Source organism: Azomonas agilis, assembly GCF_007830255.1.
In the GTDB taxonomy this organism is placed as follows: domain Bacteria; phylum Pseudomonadota; class Gammaproteobacteria; order Pseudomonadales; family Pseudomonadaceae; genus Azomonas; species Azomonas agilis.
The window spans coordinates 20082-43585 of record NZ_VLKG01000007.1 but is presented as its reverse complement, the minus strand read 5'-3'; the positions used below and the strand labels follow the sequence as shown (position 1 = coordinate 43585).

The 23504-nt window shown below is 50.9% G+C and carries 23 protein-coding genes; 13 read left to right on the top strand and 10 right to left on the bottom strand.

What is annotated here, in order from left to right:
* Window positions 1-11: 11 nt before the first annotated feature.
* The 7 genes from ispC to rpsB form a co-directional block, all read right to left on the bottom strand.
* A complete protein-coding gene (ispC, locus tag LX59_RS10140; protein WP_144571752.1) occupies window positions 12-1208 on the bottom strand; it encodes a 1-deoxy-D-xylulose-5-phosphate reductoisomerase in 1197 nt (398 codons plus the stop codon).
* Window positions 1208-2029, bottom strand: coding sequence for a phosphatidate cytidylyltransferase (locus LX59_RS10135; protein WP_144571751.1), 822 nt, complete (start codon window positions 2027-2029; stop codon window positions 1208-1210). Before LX59_RS10135 ends, ispC begins: the two co-directional genes overlap by 1 nt.
* Window positions 2023-2778, bottom strand: coding sequence for a polyprenyl diphosphate synthase (gene uppS, locus LX59_RS10130; protein WP_144571750.1), 756 nt, complete (start codon window positions 2776-2778; stop codon window positions 2023-2025). Before uppS ends, LX59_RS10135 begins: the two co-directional genes overlap by 7 nt.
* Window positions 2779-2968: 190 nt before the next feature.
* A complete protein-coding gene (gene frr / locus LX59_RS10125; protein WP_144571749.1) occupies window positions 2969-3526 on the bottom strand; it encodes a ribosome recycling factor in 558 nt (185 codons plus the stop codon).
* Window positions 3526-4266 (bottom strand): UMP kinase, encoded by a 741-nt coding sequence (gene pyrH / locus LX59_RS10120; RefSeq protein WP_144571748.1) that lies wholly within the window; start codon window positions 4264-4266, stop codon window positions 3526-3528. The genes frr and pyrH overlap by 1 nt, the downstream gene beginning before the upstream one ends.
* 195 nt (window positions 4267-4461) lie before the next feature.
* Window positions 4462-5325, bottom strand: a complete 864-nt coding sequence (tsf, locus tag LX59_RS10115; protein WP_144571747.1) for a translation elongation factor Ts — start codon at window positions 5323-5325, stop codon at window positions 4462-4464.
* 117 nt (window positions 5326-5442) lie between these two features.
* Window positions 5443-6183, bottom strand: a complete 741-nt coding sequence (gene rpsB / locus LX59_RS10110; protein ID WP_144571746.1) for a 30S ribosomal protein S2 — start codon at window positions 6181-6183, stop codon at window positions 5443-5445.
* 265 nt (window positions 6184-6448) lie between these two features.
* On the opposite strand from rpsB, the gene map reads away from it, so the two are divergent.
* The 9 genes from map (at window position 6449) to LX59_RS10070 (ending at window position 15032) form a co-directional block, all read left to right on the top strand.
* Window positions 6449-7231, top strand: coding sequence for a type I methionyl aminopeptidase (gene map, locus LX59_RS10105; protein ID WP_144571745.1), 783 nt, complete (start codon window positions 6449-6451; stop codon window positions 7229-7231).
* Between the two features lie 55 nt (window positions 7232-7286).
* Window positions 7287-9989, top strand: a complete 2703-nt coding sequence (locus LX59_RS10100) for a [protein-PII] uridylyltransferase (protein WP_144571744.1) — start codon at window positions 7287-7289, stop codon at window positions 9987-9989.
* Between the two features lie 27 nt (window positions 9990-10016).
* The gene (dapC, locus tag LX59_RS10095; RefSeq protein ID WP_144571743.1) at window positions 10017-11213 is read left to right on the top strand and encodes a succinyldiaminopimelate transaminase; all 1197 of its coding nucleotides are present in this window, start codon (window positions 10017-10019) and stop codon (window positions 11211-11213) included.
* Window positions 11214-11490: 277 nt separating this feature from the next.
* A complete protein-coding gene (locus tag LX59_RS16080) occupies window positions 11491-11613 on the top strand; it encodes a hypothetical protein (protein ID WP_281284843.1) in 123 nt (40 codons plus the stop codon).
* 65 nt (window positions 11614-11678) lie between these two features.
* A complete protein-coding gene (locus LX59_RS10090) occupies window positions 11679-11864 on the top strand; it encodes a hypothetical protein (RefSeq protein WP_144571742.1) in 186 nt (61 codons plus the stop codon).
* Between the two features lie 55 nt (window positions 11865-11919).
* Entirely contained in the window at window positions 11920-12285 is a 366-nt protein-coding gene (locus LX59_RS10085) for an ArsC family reductase (RefSeq protein ID WP_144571741.1), read from the top strand.
* Between the two features lie 31 nt (window positions 12286-12316).
* A complete protein-coding gene (dapD, locus tag LX59_RS10080; protein ID WP_144571740.1) occupies window positions 12317-13351 on the top strand; it encodes a 2,3,4,5-tetrahydropyridine-2,6-dicarboxylate N-succinyltransferase in 1035 nt (344 codons plus the stop codon).
* Window positions 13352-13407: 56 nt separating this feature from the next.
* Entirely contained in the window at window positions 13408-14613 is a 1206-nt protein-coding gene (locus LX59_RS10075) for an aminotransferase class V-fold PLP-dependent enzyme (protein ID WP_144571739.1), read from the top strand.
* Window positions 14610-15032, top strand: coding sequence for a SufE family protein (locus LX59_RS10070; RefSeq protein ID WP_144571738.1), 423 nt, complete (start codon window positions 14610-14612; stop codon window positions 15030-15032). Before LX59_RS10075 ends, LX59_RS10070 begins: the two co-directional genes overlap by 4 nt.
* A 19-nt stretch (window positions 15033-15051) precedes the next feature.
* Here LX59_RS10070 and LX59_RS10065 read toward each other — a convergent pair whose 3' ends face one another.
* Window positions 15052-15327, bottom strand: a complete 276-nt coding sequence (locus tag LX59_RS10065) for a DUF2790 domain-containing protein (protein WP_144571737.1) — start codon at window positions 15325-15327, stop codon at window positions 15052-15054.
* 221 nt (window positions 15328-15548) lie between these two features.
* Between LX59_RS10065 and xseA the strand changes: the two genes are divergently transcribed.
* The 4 genes from xseA (at window position 15549) to LX59_RS10045 (ending at window position 22173) form a co-directional block, all read left to right on the top strand.
* The gene (gene xseA / locus LX59_RS10060; protein WP_144571736.1) at window positions 15549-16751 is read left to right on the top strand and encodes an exodeoxyribonuclease VII large subunit; all 1203 of its coding nucleotides are present in this window, start codon (window positions 15549-15551) and stop codon (window positions 16749-16751) included.
* A gap of 178 nt (window positions 16752-16929) precedes the next feature.
* On the top strand, window positions 16930-17262 hold the full coding sequence (locus LX59_RS10055) for a YajD family HNH nuclease (protein ID WP_144571735.1): 333 nt from the start codon (window positions 16930-16932) through the stop codon (window positions 17260-17262).
* 45 nt (window positions 17263-17307) lie between these two features.
* Entirely contained in the window at window positions 17308-21000 is a 3693-nt protein-coding gene (locus tag LX59_RS10050) for a PAS domain S-box protein (RefSeq protein WP_144571734.1), read from the top strand.
* A 150-nt stretch (window positions 21001-21150) separates the two neighbouring features.
* Window positions 21151-22173, top strand: coding sequence for a response regulator (locus LX59_RS10045; RefSeq protein WP_144571733.1), 1023 nt, complete (start codon window positions 21151-21153; stop codon window positions 22171-22173).
* Between the two features lie 83 nt (window positions 22174-22256).
* On the opposite strand, the gene LX59_RS10040 is transcribed toward LX59_RS10045, so the two are convergent.
* Complete coding sequence (locus LX59_RS10040; RefSeq protein ID WP_144571732.1) at window positions 22257-22982, bottom strand: SIMPL domain-containing protein; 726 nt, start codon at window positions 22980-22982, stop codon at window positions 22257-22259.
* Between the two features lie 51 nt (window positions 22983-23033).
* Entirely contained in the window at window positions 23034-23495 is a 462-nt protein-coding gene (locus LX59_RS10035; protein WP_144571731.1) for a MaoC family dehydratase, read from the bottom strand.
* Window positions 23496-23504 lie beyond the last annotated feature (9 nt).

Sequence of the window (23504 nt, the reverse complement as noted above, 5' to 3'; positions counted from 1 at the left end):
ACTGGCTCAAGTCAGAGGTTGCGCTGCTGCAACCAACGCTCTGCATGCTGACGAGCCACACGGTCGGCCAGTAATACATCATCTAAGGAAGTTGCTGCTGTTATAGCCTCAGATTCCAGAACTTGGGCAATCAAGATTGGTATTTGCGTAAAACGAATACGCTGGTCTAAAAAAGCGGCTACAGCAACTTCATTAGCGGCATTTAGCATAGCGGGGGCTATTCCTCCCGCTTCAGCGGCTTGCCGAGCTAAAGCCAGACAAGGGAAACGCACCTCATCCGGAGTTTCAAACTCCAAATGCCCAATACGTATTAAATCCAAAGGAGATACCCCTGAATCAACGCGCTCAGGCCAAGCCAGTGCATGGGCAATGGGGGTACGCATATCCGGATTACCAAGCTGAGCTAATACCGAGCCATCCACATAATCCACCATAGAGTGGATGACACTTTGCGGATGAATCACCACCTCAACCTGATCAGGTCGTGCATTAAATAACCAACAGGCTTCAATCAGCTCTAAGCCTTTGTTCATCATACTGGCTGAATCCACTGAAATCTTACGCCCCATAGACCAGTTGGGGTGTGCGCAAGCCTGTTCGGGCGAAGCCTGAGCCAGAGCCTCTAATGGCCAAGTTCTAAACGGGCCTCCCGAGGCTGTCAGTAGAATACGCCGCACGCCCAGAGCTCTCAGATCATTGCCCTGTTGTGTAGGCAGGCATTGAAAAATAGCGTTGTGCTCACTATCAATCGGTAATAACAGTGCCTGATTTTCCTTAACCGCCTGCATAAATAAAGCACCGGACATCACCAAAGCTTCTTTATTTGCCAAAAGTACCCGTTTACCGGCTTGCACCGCCGCTAAGGTGGGTTTTAGGCCAACCGCCCCCACAATAGCGGCCATTACCACATCAACATCCGTGTGAGAAGCGACCTGACACAGCGCGTCAGCTCCAACTAATACCTCAGTAACGGCATTCAAACCCGCTTCAGATAATGTGTCACGCAATAGAGCGGCGTTAGTCTCATCAGGTACTACGGCATAGCGCGGACGATGTACAAGACAGAGTTTGGCCAACTCGGCCATGCGAGAAAACCCAGTCAAGGCAAAGGCTTGATAACGCTCGGGATGACGACCGATGACATCTAAGGTACTTAGGCCAATAGAGCCCGTTGCTCCTAATACCGTAACCCGCAACGGATGCCCCATTACCAACTCCCCCAACTCGATAGCAAGAGCAAAGCCGCAAATACGGGAACTGCGGCCGTTAGGCTATCAATACGATCTAAAATCCCACCATGACCCGGTAACAGTTGGCTGCTGTCTTTAAGCCCTGCGCTGCGCTTGAACATGCTTTCCGTCAAATCACCGATGATGGAACAGGCCACCACCAACACAATACCCGGAATTGCCAACAACCAGTGTAGCCAGCCCCAGTGCTGATATAAACCAACTCCAAAACTCAGTAACAGACAGGCTGCCAAACCACCGATGGCGCCTTCCCAAGTTTTCCCAGGACTCACCGCTAGGGCTAATTTGCGCACTCCAAAGCGGCGACCCGCAAAATAAGCCCCAATATCCGCAGTCCAAACTAAAACCATCACCATCAAAATCAAAGTATTACCCTGACCCTGAGGCCAAGTTTTAAGTATTTGCAACCCTTGCCAAGCAGGCAGCAGTAATGGGAGGCCTATTAATAAAGCGATGCCCGGCTTGGCCCAAAACACCGCACTACTGGGATAGCGCACCACTAAAAACACCGCCCAACACCACCAAGCTACGCCTAATAGCAATACGGGTTTAGCCAGTGCAGGGACTTGATACAAACACAGCAACAGCAATCCCACAGCCGCCGCATAGCCAATACGGACGAACTGTTGCTGATAACCCGCTAATCGAGCCCACTCCCAAGCAGCTAATACAATCACACTACCAATGAAGCTAGCGAAGGCGGCACCATTTAAAGCAAAAAAGCCCAATAGCGCGATAGGAAATAAAATCAGGGCGGTGATGATGCGTTGTTTTAGCATGATGAAGAAGAGACCTCAGCCTGAACTTGCTCATCGGTTTTTCCAAAACGCCGCTGCCGCTTAGCGAAGCTATCCAGCGCCGCTTGCATGGCATCTTGTTTAAAATCAGGCCAAAACGCCTCGGTAAAATACAGCTCTGCGTAGGCCATCTGCCACAGCAGGAAATTACTGATGCGTTGCTCACCGCCAGTACGGATGCACAAATCAACCGGAGGTGCATCCCTTGTAGAAAGGTGCTGCTGGAACAACTCTGGAGTAAAGGCATCCGGTGTCAATGTGCCCACCTGAACTTGCTGAGCTAACTGCTGTGCTGCCTGCACAATATCCCATTGCCCACCGTAGTTCGCAGCCACCTGCAAGGTAAAACGTTGCCCATCGGCTGTAGCCGCCTCAGCATCCTGTATGGCTTTTTGCAGCTCAGGGTGAAAACGCGAGCAATCACCTAAAATTTTCAAACGAATGGAATTTTCCTTTAGCTTACGCACTTCCCGGCGTAAAGCTGCTAAAAACAGCTCCATCAAGGCACTGACCTCCCCTGCTGGGCGTTGCCAATTTTCACTAGAAAAGGCAAACAGGGTCAGCACCTCCACGCCTGCGTTAGCGCAGGTATCAATCACAGCCCGCACTGCATCTACCCCTGCCTTGTGTCCCGCGATTCCCGGTAATAAGCGCTTTTTAGCCCAGCGATTATTTCCATCCATAATGATGGCCACATGGCGGGGAATGTTTTGCATGACAAGCTTTTCCATACAGCAACTCTGGGTGCAGTGCCAGCACTACTCAGATACTTAACTCAAGATCAGAATGCTGGTGATTCTTTTTATCAGGTAGTCCTAAAAAGGAACCACACCTGATGTCGATTGGGCGCTGAGCGCACAGCCGTAAACCTCTTAGCAATGCACCCTAAGAGGCCTGTTCGACCGCCTAATTCATAGCTGATTAAACAGCCATTAAATCGGCTTCTTTCTTTTCCAGCAGCTTATCGGCTTCAGCCACAAAGCGATCGGTGATTTTTTGCACATCATCCTGTGCCCGACGCTCGTCGTCTTCGCTGATTTCCTTCTCTTTCAGCAAGTCTTTTAACTGCGCTAGGGCATCACGGCGGATATTACGTATTGCTACACGGGCGTGCTCGGCTTCGGCTCTAGCTTGCTTGGTATAGCCTTTGCGGGTTTCCTCGGTTAAAGGTGGCATGGGAACCCGAATAGTTGTGCCCGCAGTCGCTGGATTTAAGCCTAAATCCGACGTCATGATGGCCTTTTCTACCGCTTGGATCATGCTCTTATCGAAGACACTGAGGGCCAAGGTGCGTGAGTCTTCTGCAATCACGTTGGCCACCTGACGCAAAGGAGTATCTGCACCGTAATAAGAAACCATCACGCCATCGAGAATGCTGGGATGAGCCCGACCGGTACGGATCTTGGCAAAAACAGTACTCAGATTTTCCAGGGTTTTTTGCATACGCTCCTGGGTATCCTGTTTGATCTCGTTGATCATTACTTCGACTCCTCGATCAGAGTTCCTTCGGACTCGCCCAATACAATATTCAACAGAGCACCGGGCTTATTCATATTAAACACTCGCAAGGGCATGTTGTGATCACGGCATAGGCAAATCGCAGTTAAATCCATCACCCCTAGTTTTTCTGCCAATACTTGGTCATAGCTCAAGCGGTCGTATTTTTCAGCCTGAGCATTCTTCATGGGATCGGCGGTATAAACGCCATCGACTTTAGTGGCTTTGAGCACTATATCAGCCTGTACCTCAATAGCACGTAAACAGGCTGCCGAATCGGTGGTAAAAAAAGGATTACCTGTTCCAGCTGAAAACAGCACAACCTCTCCAGCACTGAGATGGCGCACCGCTTTACGTCGATCGTAGTGGTCTGTCACACCCACCATAGAAATGGCAGACATCACCAAGGCAGGAATATTAGAGCGCTCCAAGGCATCGCGCATGGCTAAGGCATTCATGACCGTAGCTAACATGCCCATGTGATCCCCGGTGACGCGATCCATTCCAGCCGCTGACAAAGCAGCACCTCGGAATAAATTGCCACCGCCAATCACTAAACCAACTTGGACACCGATACCGATCAGTTGGCCAATTTCCAAGGCCATACGATCCAGTACCTTAGGATCAATCCCTGAATCCTCAGTTCCCATGAGGGCCTCACCGCTCAACTTAAGCAGAATGCGTTTGTAGCGAGGCTTTTGCCCGCTCATAGCTTGAGCCATTGGTGTATCCCCCTGGAGCTTTGCGTAAAGACAACTATCTGACTGAGCGATCAGCTATGACTTGACCATGACCTCTGGTATCAAGTTCCCTTGCACTAGCACTAAGCACGCTGATACTGCAAAAATTGCTAGGCCATGTGGCAAAAAGGCCACCCATAGGGGTAGCCTCTCTATAGCCTTTAAGGCGGCCCGACCTTATTGCTTGCTGGCAGCAACCTGAGCAGCTACTTCAGCAGCGAAGTCTACTTCAGCTTTCTCGATGCCTTCACCCACTTCGTAACGTACGAAGGACAGGATCTCAGCACCGGCTTTTTTAGCCAAATCACCGACTTTAACCTCTGGATCCATGATGAAAGCTTGCTCTACCAAGCTGGCTTCGGCCTTGAACTTAGCGATACGGCCTTTAACCATGTTTTCAACGATGTTTTCAGGCTTACCGGCCATCTTATCCGCGTTCAATTGACGGAAGATTTCTTCTTCCTTGGCAATAAGTTCAGCGGAGATATCTGCAGGGCTCAAAACGGCTGGGTTAGAAGCAGCGACATGCATAGCAATTTGCTTAGCCAGCTCTTCGTTACCGCCGTTTAGAACCACCAACACACCAATACGATGACCGTGCAGGTAAGTACCGATCACATCACCTTCAACACGAGTCAGACGACGAATGTTGACGTTTTCACCGCACTTAGCCACCAAAGCTTCACGAGCGGACTCCCGAGCCGATACCAGAGGAGCAACCTCAGTCAGCTTTTCAGCAACGGCATGGTTCAGGCTCTCAGCAACGAAGGCTTTGAAGTCTTCTTGCAGGGCCAAGAAGTCAGTTTGAGAGTTGACTTCGATGATAGTAGCGGCATTGCCTTCTGCTTTGATGGCGATAGAGCCTTCAGCAGCGATGTTACCCGCTTTTTTAGCCGCTTTAATGGCTCCAGAAGCACGCATATCGTCGATGGCTTTTTCGATGTCACCAGCGGCTGCTACTAGGGCTTTTTTGCATTCCATCATGCCTTGGCCAGTGCGCTCGCGCAGTTCTTTAACCAAAGCGGCTGTAATCTCTGCCATGCTTAAAATCCTCTATTTAAGGGTATTAATGGATGGACTACTCGGCTTACAGCCGATCGTCAGTCAAGTGTAGGCTCAGCCAGCGACTGAGCCTACAGACGGGGAGTACCGAACCCCTTAGCCTTCAACTACTTCAGTGACTTGCTCTTCAACGTATTCGTCGATAGCAGCACCGGAACGCTGACGGCCAGACAGGATGGCATCACCCATAGCCCCTAAATAGAGTTGCACAGCACGGATGGCATCATCGTTACCGGGGATGATGTAATCCACGCCCTCAGGGCTGCTGTTGGTATCCACTACGCCAATCACTGGGATGCCCAGTTTGTTGGCTTCAGTGATGGCGATACGCTCGTGCTCAACGTCGATGACAAACATCGCGTCTGGCAGGCCACCCATATCTTTGATACCGCCCAAGCTGCGCTCCAGTTTTTCCAGATCGCGGCTACGCATCAGAGCTTCTTTTTTGGTCAACTTGTCAAAAGTACCGTCTTGAGACTGGGTTTCCAGCTCACGCAAGCGCTTGATAGAGGCACGGATGGTTTTGTAGTTGGTCAGCATGCCGCCGAGCCAACGGTGATCAACATAAGGTTGGCCACAACGGGCGGCTTCTTCGCGTACCAGTTTGCTGGCAGAGCGCTTGGTGCCCACAAATAGGATTTTGTTTTTACCGGCAGCCAGTTTCTCAACAAAGCTCAGGGCTTCGTTGAACATAGGCAGAGTTTTTTCGAGGTTGATGATGTGAATCTTGTTGCGCGCACCAAAAATGTACTTGCCCATTTTTGGGTTCCAGTAACGGGTTTGGTGACCGAAATGCACACCGGCCTTCAGCATATCGCGCATATTAACTTGAGACATGGACTATTCCTCAATCTTGGGTTAGGCCTCCACGCATCCCGCCATCCAACCCTTAAGGGCACCCTAGATGGTGTGTCGATACGTGTGTGGAATTAAGCTACAACAGCCTGTCTGTTGAGCGGTGCGCTTTATAGCACAAAGACTTCTGTTAGACCAGATCAAAGGCCCTGAGCTACATACAGAGCACGCTGCTGCTTGTTCGGCTTTAGTTTATTATCTAGCCTCTTATGTGTCTTAACTTACGCGATTGAGCCTAGAGGTTTGCATGCCCGTCCTTATTAAAACTCCTGAAGAAATCGAAAAAATGCGCGTGGCCGGGCGACTAGCGGCAGAAGTGCTGGAGATGATTGCCGAGCATGTCAAACCGGGCGTTACCACCAATACGCTGGATCAGATTTGCCACGACTATATTGTGAATGTGCAGCAAGCCATTCCCGCCCCCTTAAACTATAAGGGCTACCCCAAATCCATCTGTACCTCCATCAATCAGGTGGTGTGTCACGGTATTCCCAACGACAAACCATTAAAAAATGGTGACATCATTAACGTGGATATCACGGTAATCAAAGATGGCTACCACGGCGACACCAGCAAAATGTTCCTCGTAGGCAAAGTACCTGACTGGGCCGAGCGCTTAAGCCGCGTTACCCAAGAGTGCCTCTACTTAGGTATCGAACAAGTACGCCCCGGTTGCCATTTAGGAGATATCGGCGCAGTCATTCAAAAACACGCCGAACGCCAAGGTTTCTCTGTTGTGCGCGAATACTGTGGGCACGGCATTGGCCGACTCTTCCACGAAGAACCTCAAGTCCTGCACTACGGTAGCGCAGGTACCGGCATTGAACTCAAAGAAGGCATGATTTTCACCATTGAACCTATGATCAACCAAGGCGTGGCCGATACCCGCTTAATGGGCGATGGTTGGACGGCGATTACTAAAGACCGCAAACTGTCGGCTCAATGGGAACATACACTGCTGGTCACAGCTACAGGATACGAGATTCTGACCCTGCGCTCTGAAGAAACCATCCGCCGGATCGGGCCTTAATAACCGCCTCACTGCCAAGCCTCTAAGTTCAAAACACTGAAGGAAAACCCATATCATGTTTCAGGCGGATCCAGAGCTGTTCGACACTCAGCAGATTCAAGCAGAACTGGCCCAAGGCACTCCTCCCATCACCTTATTCAAACAAGCCCTACGTAAAGCACGCCAAGTATTGGACGAGCGCTTTACCTCAGGCCATGACATTCGTGTCTTAGTGACTGAGCGGGCTTGGCTGATCGACCAACTGCTGTACCAAATATGGCAACAGTTCAACTGGGAAGCCCAGCCCAACATCGCTCTGCTGGCTGTGGGTGGCTATGGCCGAGGAGAGCTGCACCCCTACTCAGATATTGATCTGTTGATTCTGCTGGAAGAAGGAGGACACGAAGCCCACCGCGACTCCATTGAGCGCTTTTTGACCCTACTCTGGGATATTGGCTTAGAAGTTGGTCAAAGCGTGCGCTCCGTACAAGAATGCGCCGATGAAGCGCGGGGCGATCTCACCATCATCACCAACCTGATGGAAAGCCGCACCATCGCTGGCCCTGAACGCTTACGCCAACAGATGCAAGAGGTAACAGCCCCTGAACATATGTGGCCTAGCAAGGCATTTTTCCTAGCCAAGCGCCAAGAAGTGCTGACCCGCCACGAAAAATACAACGATACCGAATACAACCTAGAGCCCAATGTTAAAGGCTCTCCAGGTGGGTTGCGGGATATCCAAACCATCTTGTGGATCGCCCGCCGTCAATTTGGCACCCTAAACTTACCGGCGATGGTGCGTAAGGGATTTATCCTTGAAAGCGAATACGCTTCCCTCACCTCCTGCCAAGAATTTTTATGGCGCGTGCGTTATGCCCTACATCTATTAGCAGGCCGCGCCGAAGACCGTTTGCTGTTTGACTACCAACGTAAAATCGCCGGTATGCTGGGCTTTGAAGCCGACAACGCCAAATTGGCCGTTGAACGCTTCATGCAAAAATACTATCGCGTGGTGATGGTGGTTGCAGAGCTGAACGACCTCATCAAGCAGTATTTCGAAGAGGTCATCCTCACGCCCCACAGTAATGAAGCGCCCATCACGCTTAATGAGCACTTTCAAATTCGGGATGGCTACCTTGAAGTCAGTGGCGATAAAGTCTTTGAGCGCAGCCCCTCAGCCCTATTGGAAGTCTTTGTCATTTTAGCTCAGCATCCCGAAATTCTAGGGGTGCGTTCGGATACTATTCGCCAATTGCGTGACCATCGCCATTTGATTGACGAACACTTCCGCAACAATCCCGAAAACACGCGATTATTTATAGAGATCTTGCGCTGCAAAGAAGGTGTTTACCGTAATCTACGCCGCATGCACCGCTACGCCATTTTAGGACGTTATTTGCCCGAATTTGGCTACATTGTCGGCCAAATGCAGCATGATTTGTTCCACAGCTATACCGTAGATGCGCATACCCTGAACCTGATTAAAAATCTACGCAAGCTGCGTCATTCAGCTCAAGCAGAAAAATACCCACTGGCCAGTCGGCTGTTTGAAAAACTCCCCAAACAAGAGCTTTTATACATCGCCGGTCTGTACCACGACATTGGCAAAGGACACGGCGGCGACCACTCCGAATTGGGTGCAGTCTATGCCCAAGCATTTTGCGAGCAACATCAGCTCCCCCGCTGGGATACGGAACTCATTGTGTGGCTTGTACGCAGCCATTTAGTGATGTCCACTACCGCGCAGCGTAAAGACCTATCTGATCCTCAAGTCATTAATGATTTTGCTCAATTTGTCGGCGACGAAATTCATCTGGATTACCTCTATATCCTGACGGTTGCCGACATTAACGCCACCAATGCTACCCTGTGGAACTCTTGGCGAGCCAGCTTACTGCGCCAGCTCTACACCGAAACCAAACGCGCCCTAAAACGCGGACTGGAAAACCCGCTCGGACGCGAAGAGCAAATTCAGCAGACCCAACAAGCCGCTTTGGATTTACTGGTGCGAGGCGGTACCGACCCAGACGATGTCGAACACCTGTGGAAGCAACTGGGCGACGATTATTTTCTACGCCATACCGCCAATGACGTGGCTTGGCACACTGATGCCATTATCGAGCACGCCAGCACCACTGAGCCCTTAATTTTGATTAAGGAAACCTCGCCCCGTGAGTTTGAAGGTGGCACACAAATTTTCATCTATGCCCCTGACCAGCACGATTTTTTCGCGGCGACGGTGGCAGTGATGGATCAGCTCAACCTGAACATTCACGATGCACGTATCTTGACTTCTATCAGCCAGTTCACACTAGATACCTATGTGGTATTGGAGGCGGACGGCAGCTCCATCGGCCATAACTCCGAGCGTATAGAAGCCATTCGTCAGGCGCTGATTGAGGCGCTGCGTAACCCCGGAAACTATCAAACCATCATCCAGCGGCGTGTTCCTCGGCAGCTCAAACACTTTGCCTTTGCGCCCAAAATTACCCTATACAACGATAGACAGCGTGTATTTACGGTGATTGAAATCGTAGCTCCTGATCGTCCCGGCTTATTGGCCCGAGTGGGACAACTGTTCCGAGACTTTGAACTCTCGGTGCAGAACGCCAAAATCGCTACCTTGGGCGAGCGCGTGGAGGACGTTTTCTTTGTCACCGATGCTCAAAATCAATCCTTATCAGACCCTAGCCTCTGTGCGCGTCTGCAACAGGCATTAATTGAACAACTCACAGAAGTGCCCCCAGGCTCCACCACTCAACCTCAGGTCATGCCCTAAGCCTTCACCGCCTTTTTGGAACAATCCATGAACCCTGCCTTAACACGCCTCCAACCCTACCCCTTTGAAAAGCTGCGGGCCTTATTAGCAGGCATCCAGCCACCCGCAGATAAATCACCTATTGCGCTGTCGATTGGCGAGCCCAAACACCCTGCTCCTGAGTTTGTGGCGCAGGCGCTGATACAGCATCTGGATCAACTGTCGGTGTACCCCACCACCCTAGGATTACCCGCCCTGCGCGATAGCATGGCCCGTTGGTGTGAACGTCGCTTTTTTCTGGGGCACGAAGCCTTAGACAGCAGCCGAAATATTCTGCCCGTTAATGGCACCCGAGAAGCCTTGTTCTCGTTCACCCAAGCTATTATTGACCCCACCCCTGATGCTTTGGTGATCAGTCCCAACCCCTTCTACCAAATTTACGAAGGGGCTGCGGTTTTAGCCGGTGCAACGCCCCACTATTTACCCTGCTTAGAAGAGCACGGCTTTAACCCCGACTTTGAAGCCGTTCCCGCTGAAGTTTGGCAGCAGTGTCAAATTCTGTTTATCTGCTCTCCCGGTAACCCCACAGGTGCTTTGATCCCATTACCGACGTTAAAGCGCCTGATCGAATTATCCGATCAGTACCAATTTGTAATTGCCGCTGATGAGTGCTACAGCGAACTCTACTTTGACGAGGACAACCCTCCGCCCGGTCTACTCACCGCTTGCATCGAACTGGGGCGCACGGATTTCCGTAACTGCGTAATCTTTCACAGTCTATCCAAACGCTCCAATCTACCCGGCCTGCGCTCTGGATTTGTGGCCGGAGATGCAAAGCTGCTTAAAAACTACCTGCTGTACCGCACTTACCACGGATGCGCCATGCCGGTGCAAACCCAATTAGCCAGTGTTGCGGCTTGGAGCGACGAAGCCCATGTGCGCGCCAATCGGGAGCAATACCGTGAAAAGTTCGCAGCCGTTATGCAGATCCTAGCCCCTGTTCTTCCGGTACAAAAACCCGATGGAGGATTCTACCTTTGGCTAAAAACCCCCATTGAGGATACTCATTTTGCGCGCGATCTTTTTGCGCAAGAACACATTACGGTAGTCCCCGGCTCTTACTTATCACGAGAGGTTGCAGGGCTAAATCCAGGCCGTAATCGAGTACGACTCGCATTAGTCGCTCCTTTGGCTGAATGCATAGAAGCGGCAAAACGCATCCGAGCCTTCGCTGAACAGCTTTAAAATCCCCCATAATCAATGGGTTGATGAGTGTTATCAGCCCATTAGATAGTTTTTAAAAACGCTCTATCTGCCAGATTAGGTATTGCAATTTAGTCTCACTAACCCTGTGACAATCCATCGCAACTTAAGTCATAACATCCCTTCCGTGCTGGCCTCTACTCAAGTACCTGCCAACCCCCTACCAATAGCGCATTAAAAAAATGGCCTTTATCTTGCTTAATAAACTCCAAAGTCTTTAGCTAGACCTGTATCGGTAATAAGAGAAGGAAACCAAGTCATGATGATCATCTGCCCTAGCTGGAACGAACTGATCGACATCCTGAAAAATGAAGGTCTATCCTTTGCCAGCCTGCGCCGCTCCCCAATACGTATTGCTGGACGCTGGGTGGCTGTTGCTTAATCTGCAAAACCCACGGATATTTAGTACAGATGTTCTGATCCGAGTGAAGCTGTGAGGAGTCCCTTATGACTCAGTCCCAACGTGCTAGACGACATGCCTACTGGAGTGGCTTTGGAGCCGCGTTGCTGACCTTCGGGGTCTGGATTGGCTTTGTTAGCCTCAGTGATGCCCCGGCTGACTGGGTACAGGTGGAAACTCTGCCTCAGAGCGAGTCACTTCTAAGCGCACTCCCTACGCATACCACCTCTTAGTAGCCTCTGAACATGGCATAATAAGAGCGTTTAGAGTTCAGATACGCTCAATACTATGGCTTACAGGCTTTACGGCATCAAAAATTGCGATAGCGTCAAAAAAGCTCGACGCTGGTTGGATGCGCAAGCAATTCCCTACCAATTTCACGACTATAGCATCGAAGGAATTGAGGCGGCACAGCTTGAGCGCTGGTGTGCTGAACAAGGCTGGAATATTCTGCTCAACAAGATGAGCACCAGCTTTCGTGCCCTAGATCTCGCTCAACGGGAACACCTCGACCAAGAGCGTGCCATCGCTCTGATGCTGCATCAGCCTAAACTCATCAAACGTCCCATACTGGATCTAGGCCATAAAACGCTGGTTGGCTTTAAGCTCGAAGACTATGCCGCTGCCTTCAAAGCCCTTACACCGAGCCTCTGATCCTCTCTTATGCACTACAAGGAATAATTTTATGTCTCACAGCCTATTCAGCTTGGCATTTGGTATTGGAACCCAAAACCGGGCTGGCCAGTGGTTAGAGGTTTTTTATGCCCAACCGCTGCTGCACCCCGCCGGTGAATTGACTGAGGCGGTCGCTAACATAATTGGCTACTCCGGTGGAAACCAAGCCATCACCATCACCAATGCTCAAGCAGCCGTATTAGCCGCTGCCTGCAAGCCTCTAAACGCAGAACAAAGCGCCTTGCTCACTCGCCTTGCCGAAAGTCATCGCCCTTTGGTCGTCACCCTGCTAGAAACCGATACAGCCCTGTGCTCAACCCCTGAGGCTTATCTTAAGCTGCACTTGCTCTCCCACCGCTTGGTCAAGCCCCACGCCCTAAATCTCAGCGGTATTTTTCCTTTGCTGCCTAATGTGGCTTGGACGAGCCAAGGAGCTATTGACCTTAGCGAATTACCCGAGCGCCAATTAGAAGCTCGTCTAAAGGGCGAACTGCTGGAAGTCTTTTCGGTGGATAAATTCCCAAAAATGACGGATTACGTGGTTCCTACCGGCGTGCGTTTAGCTGACAGTGCGCGCATCCGCTTAGGGGCCTATGTGGGTGAAGGCACTACGGTGATGCACGAAGGCTTTATCAACTTCAATGCCGGTACTGAAGGCCCGAATATGATCGAAGGCCGCGTTTCTGCGGGTGTGTTTGTAGGCAAAGGTTCGGATCTAGGCGGTGGTTGCTCAACTATGGGCACGCTATCGGGCGGGGGCAATATTGTGATTTCCGTCGGTCAAGGTTGCCTGATCGGTGCCAACGCAGGGATTGGTATTCCCCTAGGAGATCGCAATACCGTCGAAGCCGGTCTGTATGTCACCGCAGGCACTAAGGTTAATCTGCTGGATGAGCGTAACCAACTGGTTCAGGTCGTCAAAGCCCGCGAATTGGCTAATCAACCCGATTTATTGTTCCGACGTAATTCTCAAACTGGTGCCGTGGAATGCAAAACCCATAAAACCGCCATCGAGCTGAACGCAGCTTTACACAGCCATAACTAATCCTGTGGCCTAAGGTTGGACAGCGCCAAGCCGTCCAACCGTAGCGAGCCTTAACTATGATGCTCTCTTCTCCTTGGCGGGCGGATTTTCCAGCCCTAGCCAACCTCGCTCATCAGGGGTTGGTGTATCTGGACAGCGCCGCCACCGCCCAAAAGCCTCAGCCTTTACTGGATGCCCTTCAGCATTACTATGCCCAAGGGGTCGCCAACGTACACCGCGCCCAACACCGCTTGGGTAATCGCACCACCCAAGCCTTTGAGCAGGTACGAGAGCAAGTCGCCCATTGGCTCCAAGCGCCGGTTGATTCTGAAATCATCTTTACCCGTGGCACGACTGAGGCCATTAATCTGCTGGCCTACGGGCTGGAGGCACAGATTCAACCGGGGGATGAGCTGGTCATTTCAGCCCTTGAGCACCACGCTAACCTATTACCTTGGCAGCAATTAGCCCTACGCCGTGGGGCTCGGTTGGTGGTGTTACCACTGGATGCATCGGGACAGTTAGACTTAGTAGCCGCTCAATCCTTGATTGGGCCACGCACCCGCACTCTAGCCATCAGTCAGTTGTCTAACGTATTAGGGAACTGGTTGCCCCTAAAACCCCTGATACAACAAGCGCAGGCTCAGGGCGCTTGGGTGGTGGTGGATGGTGCTCAAGGCATCGTGCATCAGCCCCCTAACCTCAAGCAATTAGGCTGCGATTTCTATGTATTCTCCAGCCACAAAGTCTACGGGCCGGATGGATTGGGGGTTTTGTACGGCCGTCGCGCTGCGTTAGCCCAGCTACAGCCTTGGCAGTTTGGTGGAGAAATGCTGGATCACACAGATTATTACCGTGCCCAGTTTCGCCCAGCCCCCTTGGGGTTTGAAGCGGGAACGCCACCCATTGCCAGCGTGTTAGGCTTTGCAGCCACGCTGAACTACCTCTACCAAATAGATCAGGCAGCTTGGATAGCCCATGAGCAACGGCTACACAGCAACCTGCTTACCGGCTTGCAGCAACGCTCAGGTATTCGCATTCTGGGTCAACCGCAGGCGGCACTGGTCAGCTTTACTCACGAAAGCGTACACCCCAGTGATTTAGCTCAGCTCATCAGTGAACAGGGGGTGGCCATTCGTACGGGCAGTCACTGTGCACAGCCTTTAATGCAGCACCTAGGAATTAATGGAGCGCTACGAGTTTCCCTAGGTCTGTACAATGATCAGCAGGATCTTGAGCGTTTTTTTCAAGCACTGGATCAAGCCTTGGAGCTATTGGTGTGACGAGCGTTTCCTTACCCGCACAGGCCCAACAGGCACTCAGCGAATTTCAGCAGTATAAAAGCTGGGAGCAACGCTCACGATTGCTACTACGCTGGGCCGAACACTTAGAGCCCTTTCCCTCAGAAGCACAGTGCGAAACCAACCGGGTACTAGGCTGTGAAACCAAAGTTTGGCTAACGGCTCACCAGTGCAAGGGAGTCTGGCACTTTCAAGCCAGCAGCGAAGCCCGCCTATTACGCGGCTTATTGGCTTTGCTCTTAGTACGCATCAATGGCATCAGTGCGACTGAATTGGCACAGTTAGATGTTCAGGATTGGTTTCAACAACTGGGGCTAGCCCATCAAATCTCTTCATCCCGAAATAATGGCTTGAATGCTGTGATTCAGCGCATCCAAAAACTCATGCAAGCCCCGGTTTAGTCATCAGTCAGCAAGGTATTTAACCGTTGCTACAACCACTGCCCATAACGGTGTACTTAAGGTCGTGCCGCTCGCCTTTAGAATCTTCATAAATCATATGGATCGGTACTAGACCGCAGGCGTTATAGTCCCCTTCGGTGGAAATTACCTTGTGTACATCCGGATGCATCTTGTAGTTATAAACCTCTACGGGCAGCTCCTGTTCCCGCTCAGAAGAAACGGATTCTGCTTCTTCTGCAAAGGAAACACTGGGTAAACAAGCCATTGATAATACTGCTACAACACGCGCTTTCATCATAAACTCCATCGAAATAAGGCTTAAAAACCGTGAATATTCTCGGTTCTGCTCAGCGTGGGTTATTTTATGACTGAAGCGCTGTTTGAATAAGCGGCACAAACTACAGTCTGTTTTCACTAAAACGTCATAATGACCTTCAAACCCGTGCTAACAAATCTTAAGGACTGACTCAGCTAATCCAGTCATCAGTTCGAGCACCCCCTATTAGGAACTGACTTATGCGCCCTGCTCACCCAGAAATCCTCAGCGTCAGCCAGCTCAATAGCCGTGCTCGTTTGCTATTAGAAGATATTTTTGAGTACGTCTGCGTTCAGGGTGAGTTATCTAACTTGGCAAAACCCGCTTCTGGACATATCTACTTCAGCCTTAAGGATGCCCAAGCCCAAGTCCGCTGTGCCCTGTTTAAGCCCTTAGCCCTTGCTTATCGGTCTCTGTGCGATGGCCAAGCTGTTTTAGCCTATGGCCGCCTGTCTCTGTTTGAGGGCCGCGGCGATTACCAATTGATTATCGAGCGACTAGAGCAAGCGGGAGAGGGGCGGCTGAGACAAGCCTTCGAAGCTTTAAAAGAGCGCTTGAATCAAGCCGGGTTGTTTGATCAAAGTCGCAAGAAACCGCTGCCTGCGTACCCACAACGAGTAGGCATCATCAGCTCACCAACTGGGGCCGTCATCCGCGATATCATGAGCGTGTTCCAGAGACGAGCCCCTCACATCAGGCTCTCGCTGATTCCCACCCTAGTCCAAGGCAAAGAGGCCACGGCTCAAATCGTACAGGCGATTCAGCAGGCCGATCGCCAAAGCTTTGATGCCTTAATCCTCGCACGCGGTGGTGGCTCTTTAGAGGATCTGTGGTGTTTTAATGAGGAGGCTGTAGCTTGGGCCATTGCCGCCTGCACTACCCCCATTATCAGCGCCATTGGCCACGAAACCGATGTCTCTATCAGTGATTTTGTAGCCGATGTTCGCGCGCCTACCCCCTCCGCAGCGGCTGAGCTGTTAGCCCCGCACCAGCAAGAGTTACAGCGGCAGCTATCCGATCTCAAGCTACGCCTGCATCAAGCTCTACGCCAGCAGTTACAGGGGCAACAGCAGCGGCTGGAATACCTCCGTCAGCGTTTGAATGCGCCCTATTCGATCCTCAATCAGAACGACCACAACCTCCGTCTGCGAGAACAACGTTTGCATCAAGCCATGCATCAGGCTATTAAGGAGCGCCAACGCCATCTAACGGGCTTAGGGCATACACTGCACGCCATCAGTCCACTGGCTACCCTTAATCGCGGCTACAGTATTTTGCTGGACGAGCAAGGACAGGCCATCCGAAGGGCTGCACAAGTACAGCCGGGACAACAGTTAAACGCCCGGCTGGTGGAAGGTAATCTTCAACTTCAGGTGATCAGCCGTACCAACCGCTCAGACTAAAAGCCACTATATAGCCACTACTTTGTATACGCTTTGAGATAATATCTCTCATAATACCTAACGCTATACTTATGCTGGAGTAGTTTGGCAATTTCGCCCAAACTTCAACGTAGAAATCCTTGATTTAGAGGGGCTCCGGTTGTGCCCCATCACTCCATCCAACTAGGTAGATTGCATTATGAGCAGCAGCAAAATCCCCTATAGCCAGCGTGAACAGGGATACCGCGAAAAGGCTCTTAAAATGTACCCTTGGGTATGCGGACGTTGTGGCCGTGAGTTTTCTGGCAAACGTATCAGTGAGCTCACCGTACATCATAAAGACCACAACCACGACAATAATCCAGAAGATGGCTCTAACTGGGAGCTATTGTGTCTTTATTGTCACGATAACGAGCACTCACGCTATACCGATAACCAGTATTTTGCTGAAAGCCGTCCGGGTAGCGATCGTGCACCTAAAACCACCTTTAAAGGTCTGGCCGGATTAGCTGATTTACTGAAAAAGCCTTAAATCAGCCCTCTATTAAAGGCTCGCAGGAGCACTCTGCTGACCAATATGATAAATACCCTACTCTCGTACTTCTTAGTACGCGATAACCAACCCACACTGCTACTGGTAGGGTATTACGACCCTTGGTTGGTTGTACTTTCTATATTGGTTGCTATTTTTTCATCCAGCATTGCATTACAGCTAGCGGGCACTGTGCGAAATGGCCGCCACCTTATCCGTAAACTGACCCTCCTTGGAGGGTCAGCCGCTCTGGGTGCTGGGGTTTGGTCCATGCACTTTATCGGTATGTTGGCCTTCGAGCTTTGCACTCCGGTTAGCTTTAGTGTCTCTCTGACGGGTTTATCTGTTCTTCCAAGTCTATTCGCTTCTTGGGCTGCCTTCAGTTTATTGGCCCGCCCCAGAGCCAACCTCTGGCAGTTATTGAGCAGTAGCTTACTGGTGGGACTGGGAATTACCGCTATGCACTACACGGGCATGGCTGCGATGAATTTGAATGCGTTAATTCGCTACGATCCTGTGTGGTTTATCGCCTCTGTTGGCGTAGGACTTGTATTGTCCTTTATCGCCCTTTGGATTCGGTTTAACCTTGGCAAAGGTGGCCAAATTCGCCCCCTGTACGCCAGTTTACTGGGCGGCACCCTCATGGGGTTGGCTATTTCAGGCATGCACTACACAGCTATGGCCGCTACCCGCTTTGTCGGCACTCCAGAGCCTAATTACAACTCCATTAGCGACAACAGCTACATCATGGCTTTGGCCATCGCCTTAGCAGCCACCAGCCTCAGCCTACTGGTCATCACCAGCAGCACGGTACAAAGACTCCGTCATCAAAACCATCTACGCCAGCGCAGCGAATCACGCTTACAAGCCATTGTGGATACCGCGACCGAAGCGATCATCACCACAGATACTGAGGGTTATCTGCTAAGCATCAGCCGCTCAGCAGAACGGATGTTTGGCTGGACGAACGAAGAAGCTCAGGGGCGACACATTAACCTGTTACTTCCAGAGGCTCAGTATCTACAACAATATTTATACCAACAGCAATCAAACAAACACACGAACCATCTGCTTGGGCAGCGTAAAGATAAAACAACCTTCAGCACCCAACTGGTGATGGGACAGGCCCGCATGCCTGGTGAAGTATTGTTCGTGGGTTTTATCAGTGACCTTACGGCTCAAAAGGCAATGGAGCGTGCCCTACGCGCCAGTGAGCAGCAATACCGTACCCTAATCAGTAATATTCCCGGTGTGACCTTCCGTTGCCATGCACAGCAAGGGAACTTACTGTTTATCAGTGATGCCATTGAGCGCATCACAGGTTGGTCTGCTCAAGCATTTCTAACGCAAACCAAAAGCTTTATGGAGCTGGTACATCCAGACGACCAGAAACGACTGATTCAGCATAGGCAGTACTCCGACCAACCAGCCTATACCGTGGAATACCGTTTATTCAGCCGTGAAGGACAAGAACGCTGGATTTCAGAGCGTGCTTGTAGCGTACTGGATGCAGACACACAACAGGCTTGGATTGATGGTGTGCTCATTGACATCACTGACTCTAAAAAACGTAACGCCGAATTTGAAGGTATCGTCAATGCCATTAGCCGGGCTATGGCTGTGGTTGAGTTTGATCTTAACGGCACCATTCTTGCGGTTAACGACAACTACCTGCAACTCACAGGCTACAGTCGCGAAGAGTTGCAACACCAAAACCACACTTTTTTGTGTTTCCCTGAAGATACTCGTACACAAAGCTACCAAAAACACTGGCAAGCCTTACGCCAAGGCACGTATTTCTCTGGAGAGTACCGACGCAGAACTAAAAACCACCAAGAACTCTGGATCCAAGCAACCTATAACCCGATTTTCGATGCGGATGGCCTACCCTGCAAAATTATTAAATTAGCCACCGATCTCTCTGAACGGCGAGCGATGGAAATCGACTTACGTTCAGCTAAGGATCAAGCGGAACATGCAGCGCTGGTTAAAAGTACCTTCTTGGCCAACATGAGCCACGAAATTCGTACCCCCATGAACTCTATTATCGGTTTTAGTGAGTTACTCCTAGATAGCCTATTGGAAGCCACCCAGCGCCAGCACCTCACCACGATTAACCAAGCCGCTCGCTCGCTGCTAAATCTGCTCAATGCCATCTTAGACACCGCCAAGCTAGAACGCGGCATCATGGAGTTGGAGTGCGCGGATTTTTCCCTACGCGAACTTTGCCAACAAACCCTAGCCTCCATCCGCTTAGATGCAGAGCGCAAAGGCTTAGACCTTAACCTAGACTACCCAACAGATCTGCCAGAGTATTTCCACAGTGATGCTCTGCGTATCAAACAGCTACTGCTGAATCTATTGGGAAATGCCGTTAAATTTACCGAACAAGGCCAAGTTAAGCTGCGGATTAGTCAAACCGCTCAGGATGCGATCCTGCTGGAAGTCATTGATACAGGCATAGGCATTCCAGCCGATCGCTTAAAAAGTATCTTTGCCCCCTTTGCCCAAGCAGATGCCTCTATCACTCGGCGTTTTGGAGGTACCGGACTGGGCACTACCATCACCCGCCAAATTACAGAACTACTGGGTGGGGAAATCGGTGTAGAAAGCACTGAAGGGGTGGGCAGCCGCTTTTGGGTATCCTTACCTCTAGCCATAGGCCAAGCTCCAACTCAAGCGCCGTATACTCCCTTAGAATTACCGCCGTTACGCATCTTAGTGGCTGATGACGTACCACAAAACCTAGAGCTCTTGCAGTTATTGTTCAATAAAAGCGGCCATCAGATCACAACAGCCCACAATGGACAGGAAGCTTTAGATCAGTATCAAGCACATCGCTTTGATTTAATCCTGATGGATGTGCAAATGCCGTGTATGGACGGTTTAGAGGCTACCTGCCGTATCCGTGCCTTGGAACAACAAAATCCTGAACACCCTCATATTCCCATCATTGCCTTATCTGCCAGCGTGCTGGAGGCCGATAGACGCGCAGCTCTGGCAGCAGGTATGGATGATTTCGCCTTTAAACCGGTAGACCTTCCAAAGCTACAGCAGCAAATAGCACAGTTGTTAGGCATAGCCTTACCCAAAATGCCTGTAGATACCCCCCCAGAACACTCCCAAGCTGACACTCCCTTACTGATTGATTGGAAACAAGGCCTGAGTTTATGGGGTGACGCTCTTACGCTACAGACTCGTATTTTGAGCTTACTTAAAGCTCCCACAGCCGATATGGATCGCTTGACCGAGCTATTGCACCAAGACCCTGTCCAAGCTTTAGCCCAACTACATCGTTTACGGGGCAGTGCAGGCAACCTTGCCTTAGGAGCCATTCAAGCCCAGGCAGGCCGCTTGGAACACATGCTTAAAGCAGGGCAAACCGAATCTGCGCTAAAAGCAGTACATCATTTGCAAAAAGCTTTGCAGGCAACCCAACAAGCGATTCATGACACCACCGTGCAAGACCTCAATCAGCCTAAACCAGAGCCCTTATCTAGCGCCCCTCACCCTCAGCATATCCAAACTTGGCTTACGGAAATTGGACAGGCACTTCAGCATGGTGAACTTTCAGAACAGACGCTCCAAAAATTGATCCAAGTATTACCTGAGGATTTAGAGCCCCTAAAAGCGCTCTGTACAGCGTTAGACAACTTTGATTTTGAGGGAGCCCAAAAGGCTCTACAACAGCTCCGCGAGCAACTAGAGCCCAAAATGGGCGAACAGTCCAGCCATTAAAATGGCTATCATTTACTCCATATGGCGAGGATCAGCCATCCTTTACAGATAGCTACCTTTTGAGGAAGCGAGAGCAGGGGCAAAACGAGTTGCCGTGCTATCCCAACCCACTGCCCGGACAACTGGGTAAGGTTTCTCGCGCAACATCCTATGATCTATCCAGATGAAATACGCCCTACTCTACTGCTGGTAGACGACGAACCAACCAATTTGCACGTCTTACGCCACATTTTGCAGCAAGACTACCGCCTTATTTATGCCCGCGACGGCGAAAAAGCCTTGCACCTGTGCCAACAAGAGCAGCCAAATCTAATTTTGATGGACGTTATGATGCCCGGTATGTCCGGTTATGAGGTCTGCCGTCAACTTAAAAGACATCCGGCCACCGCCAACATTCCAGTGATTTTTATCACAGCGATGACTGATACCCGCGACGAAGCTGAAGGGTTTCAAGCAGGGGCCGTAGACTACATGACTAAGCCAGTCAGTCCTGCCATTGTACGAGCACGGGTACGCACCCACCTATCACTGGTCAAAATGGATGAATTAATCCAGACGCGGCTTGAGATTATCCAGCGCCTGAGCCGCGCCGCTGAATACAAAGATAATGAAACCGGCCTGCACGTTATCCGCATGAGCCATTACGCCCATGTATTGGCTAAAGCCATCGGCTATTCACCCTCGGCGGCCGAGAACTTAATGCACGCAGCCCCCATGCACGATGTAGGCAAAATCGGCATCCCCGACGCAATCTTGCAAAAACCGGGTAAGTTAGACGGTGCCGAATGGGAGATCATGCGTACCCATACCACTATTGGGGCCGAAATTATCGGTGAGCACAGTTCACCCTTGCTAAAAACCGCCCATACCGTTGCACTGTACCATCATGAAAAATGGAACGGCACAGGCTACCCTCATGGGCTTAAAGCAGAAAATATTCCTATGGAGGCTCGGATCATCGCCATTGCTGATGTATTTGATGCCCTAACCAGTGTGCGCCCCTATAAACCAGCATGGCCGCTGGATAAAACCCTAGCCCTACTCAACAGTGAAAGCGGGCAGCATTTTGATCCTGAGCTAGTAAAAGCCTTCACCCAGGAGTTACCCGCCATCTTAAACATCAAAGACCGTTGGGCTGAGCCTGAACCTTATAGGATATGCCAAGCGACTTAGCCCATACGCAATAGCCTATAGCACAGGCATACAACCCCTGATGTACAGGCATGCATCAGGCTACTCCAAGCAAGCTTTGCTCTTTAGTCCAAAGCAAACTCAAAGGTACTCACCACCCGCAGGCGTTTACCTACAGTTTTGGAAGTGTCCATACCGCTGCCATCATCATCCAATACGGTAATCACGCCTTGGTTAGCATTTTTAAGCGTACCTAGGCGGGCTTTCGCATCGGTAGCAAAGCGGGTGGCTTGTTCACGAGCATTCAGGGTTGCAGCCTCCAAAAGTTTAGGCTTGATGTCGTTGAAACCACGCAGTTGATAGCGCGGGCCGGCTTGGCCGTTAGGGTCTGCGTCCAACTGCACCCCGGCTTGAATCAGAGGATCTACTGCATTGGCGGCTTTAACCACAGCGTCTACCCGTTCTGTTTTAACTACCACCTGACCTACGCCAGTAAAGCGCAGAGCCACATTACCAGAACCCCATTCACGGGCCAGCAAGTCTTGAAGTTGCAGCGGACGAGTCTCCAGCTCGGTTTCAGCAAACCCTTGTTGCTTTAAAAACTCCATAACCTGAGCGCGATCCTGAGTTAGAGCCTGCTGTACCTCCGCAAACTCATTGCCCGCCCGCCGGAAGGCGATCACCCAAGTGGCAAAATCACTCTTTACGTCCAGTTCGGCCAAGCCTTTAACGGTGACGGAGCGATCCGCCATACGGAAACGCTCCACACCCTGCCCCACCGACCAGCCCGCAAAGGCTAGGGCTGCACTCATCAATACCGCAGGAATAATATGGATAGTCACATTGGGCATTGGGGACTCCTGTCGACTCAATCATGGATTGAGTCAGCATAGACCATCCACCTAGTCGTTAGGGCGCTTGAACACCAAAATACGCGATACCAAACGCTGCACCAGCTCATTTTTGTGGTTAAAGGTCAAACTTTCTAACCGAATCCAACCACGATCCGGCTTAGAGTTTGAGGGAGCCACCTCCAAGATCCTGCTTTCTAAGCGCAACCGATCATCAGGGCGGGTAGGCTGTGGCCAACTGACCTCAACACCCGCCCCGATCATGCCGCCTGCAATGGGGACGCTTTGCACCATCAAGCGCATGGTGATGGCAGCGGTATGCCAACCGCTGGCCGCCAAGCCACCAAACAGCGTGGGTAATGCGGCCTCATGGTCCAAATGAAAGGGTTGCGGATCAAACTCACGGGCGAAGTCTTTCAGGCGCACTTCATCCAGCACATAGTCGTCACTGTAAAACACCTGCCCGGCCACTAAATCATCTAAATACAAACGAGCAATTGCTTGATTGGACATTTCCAATAC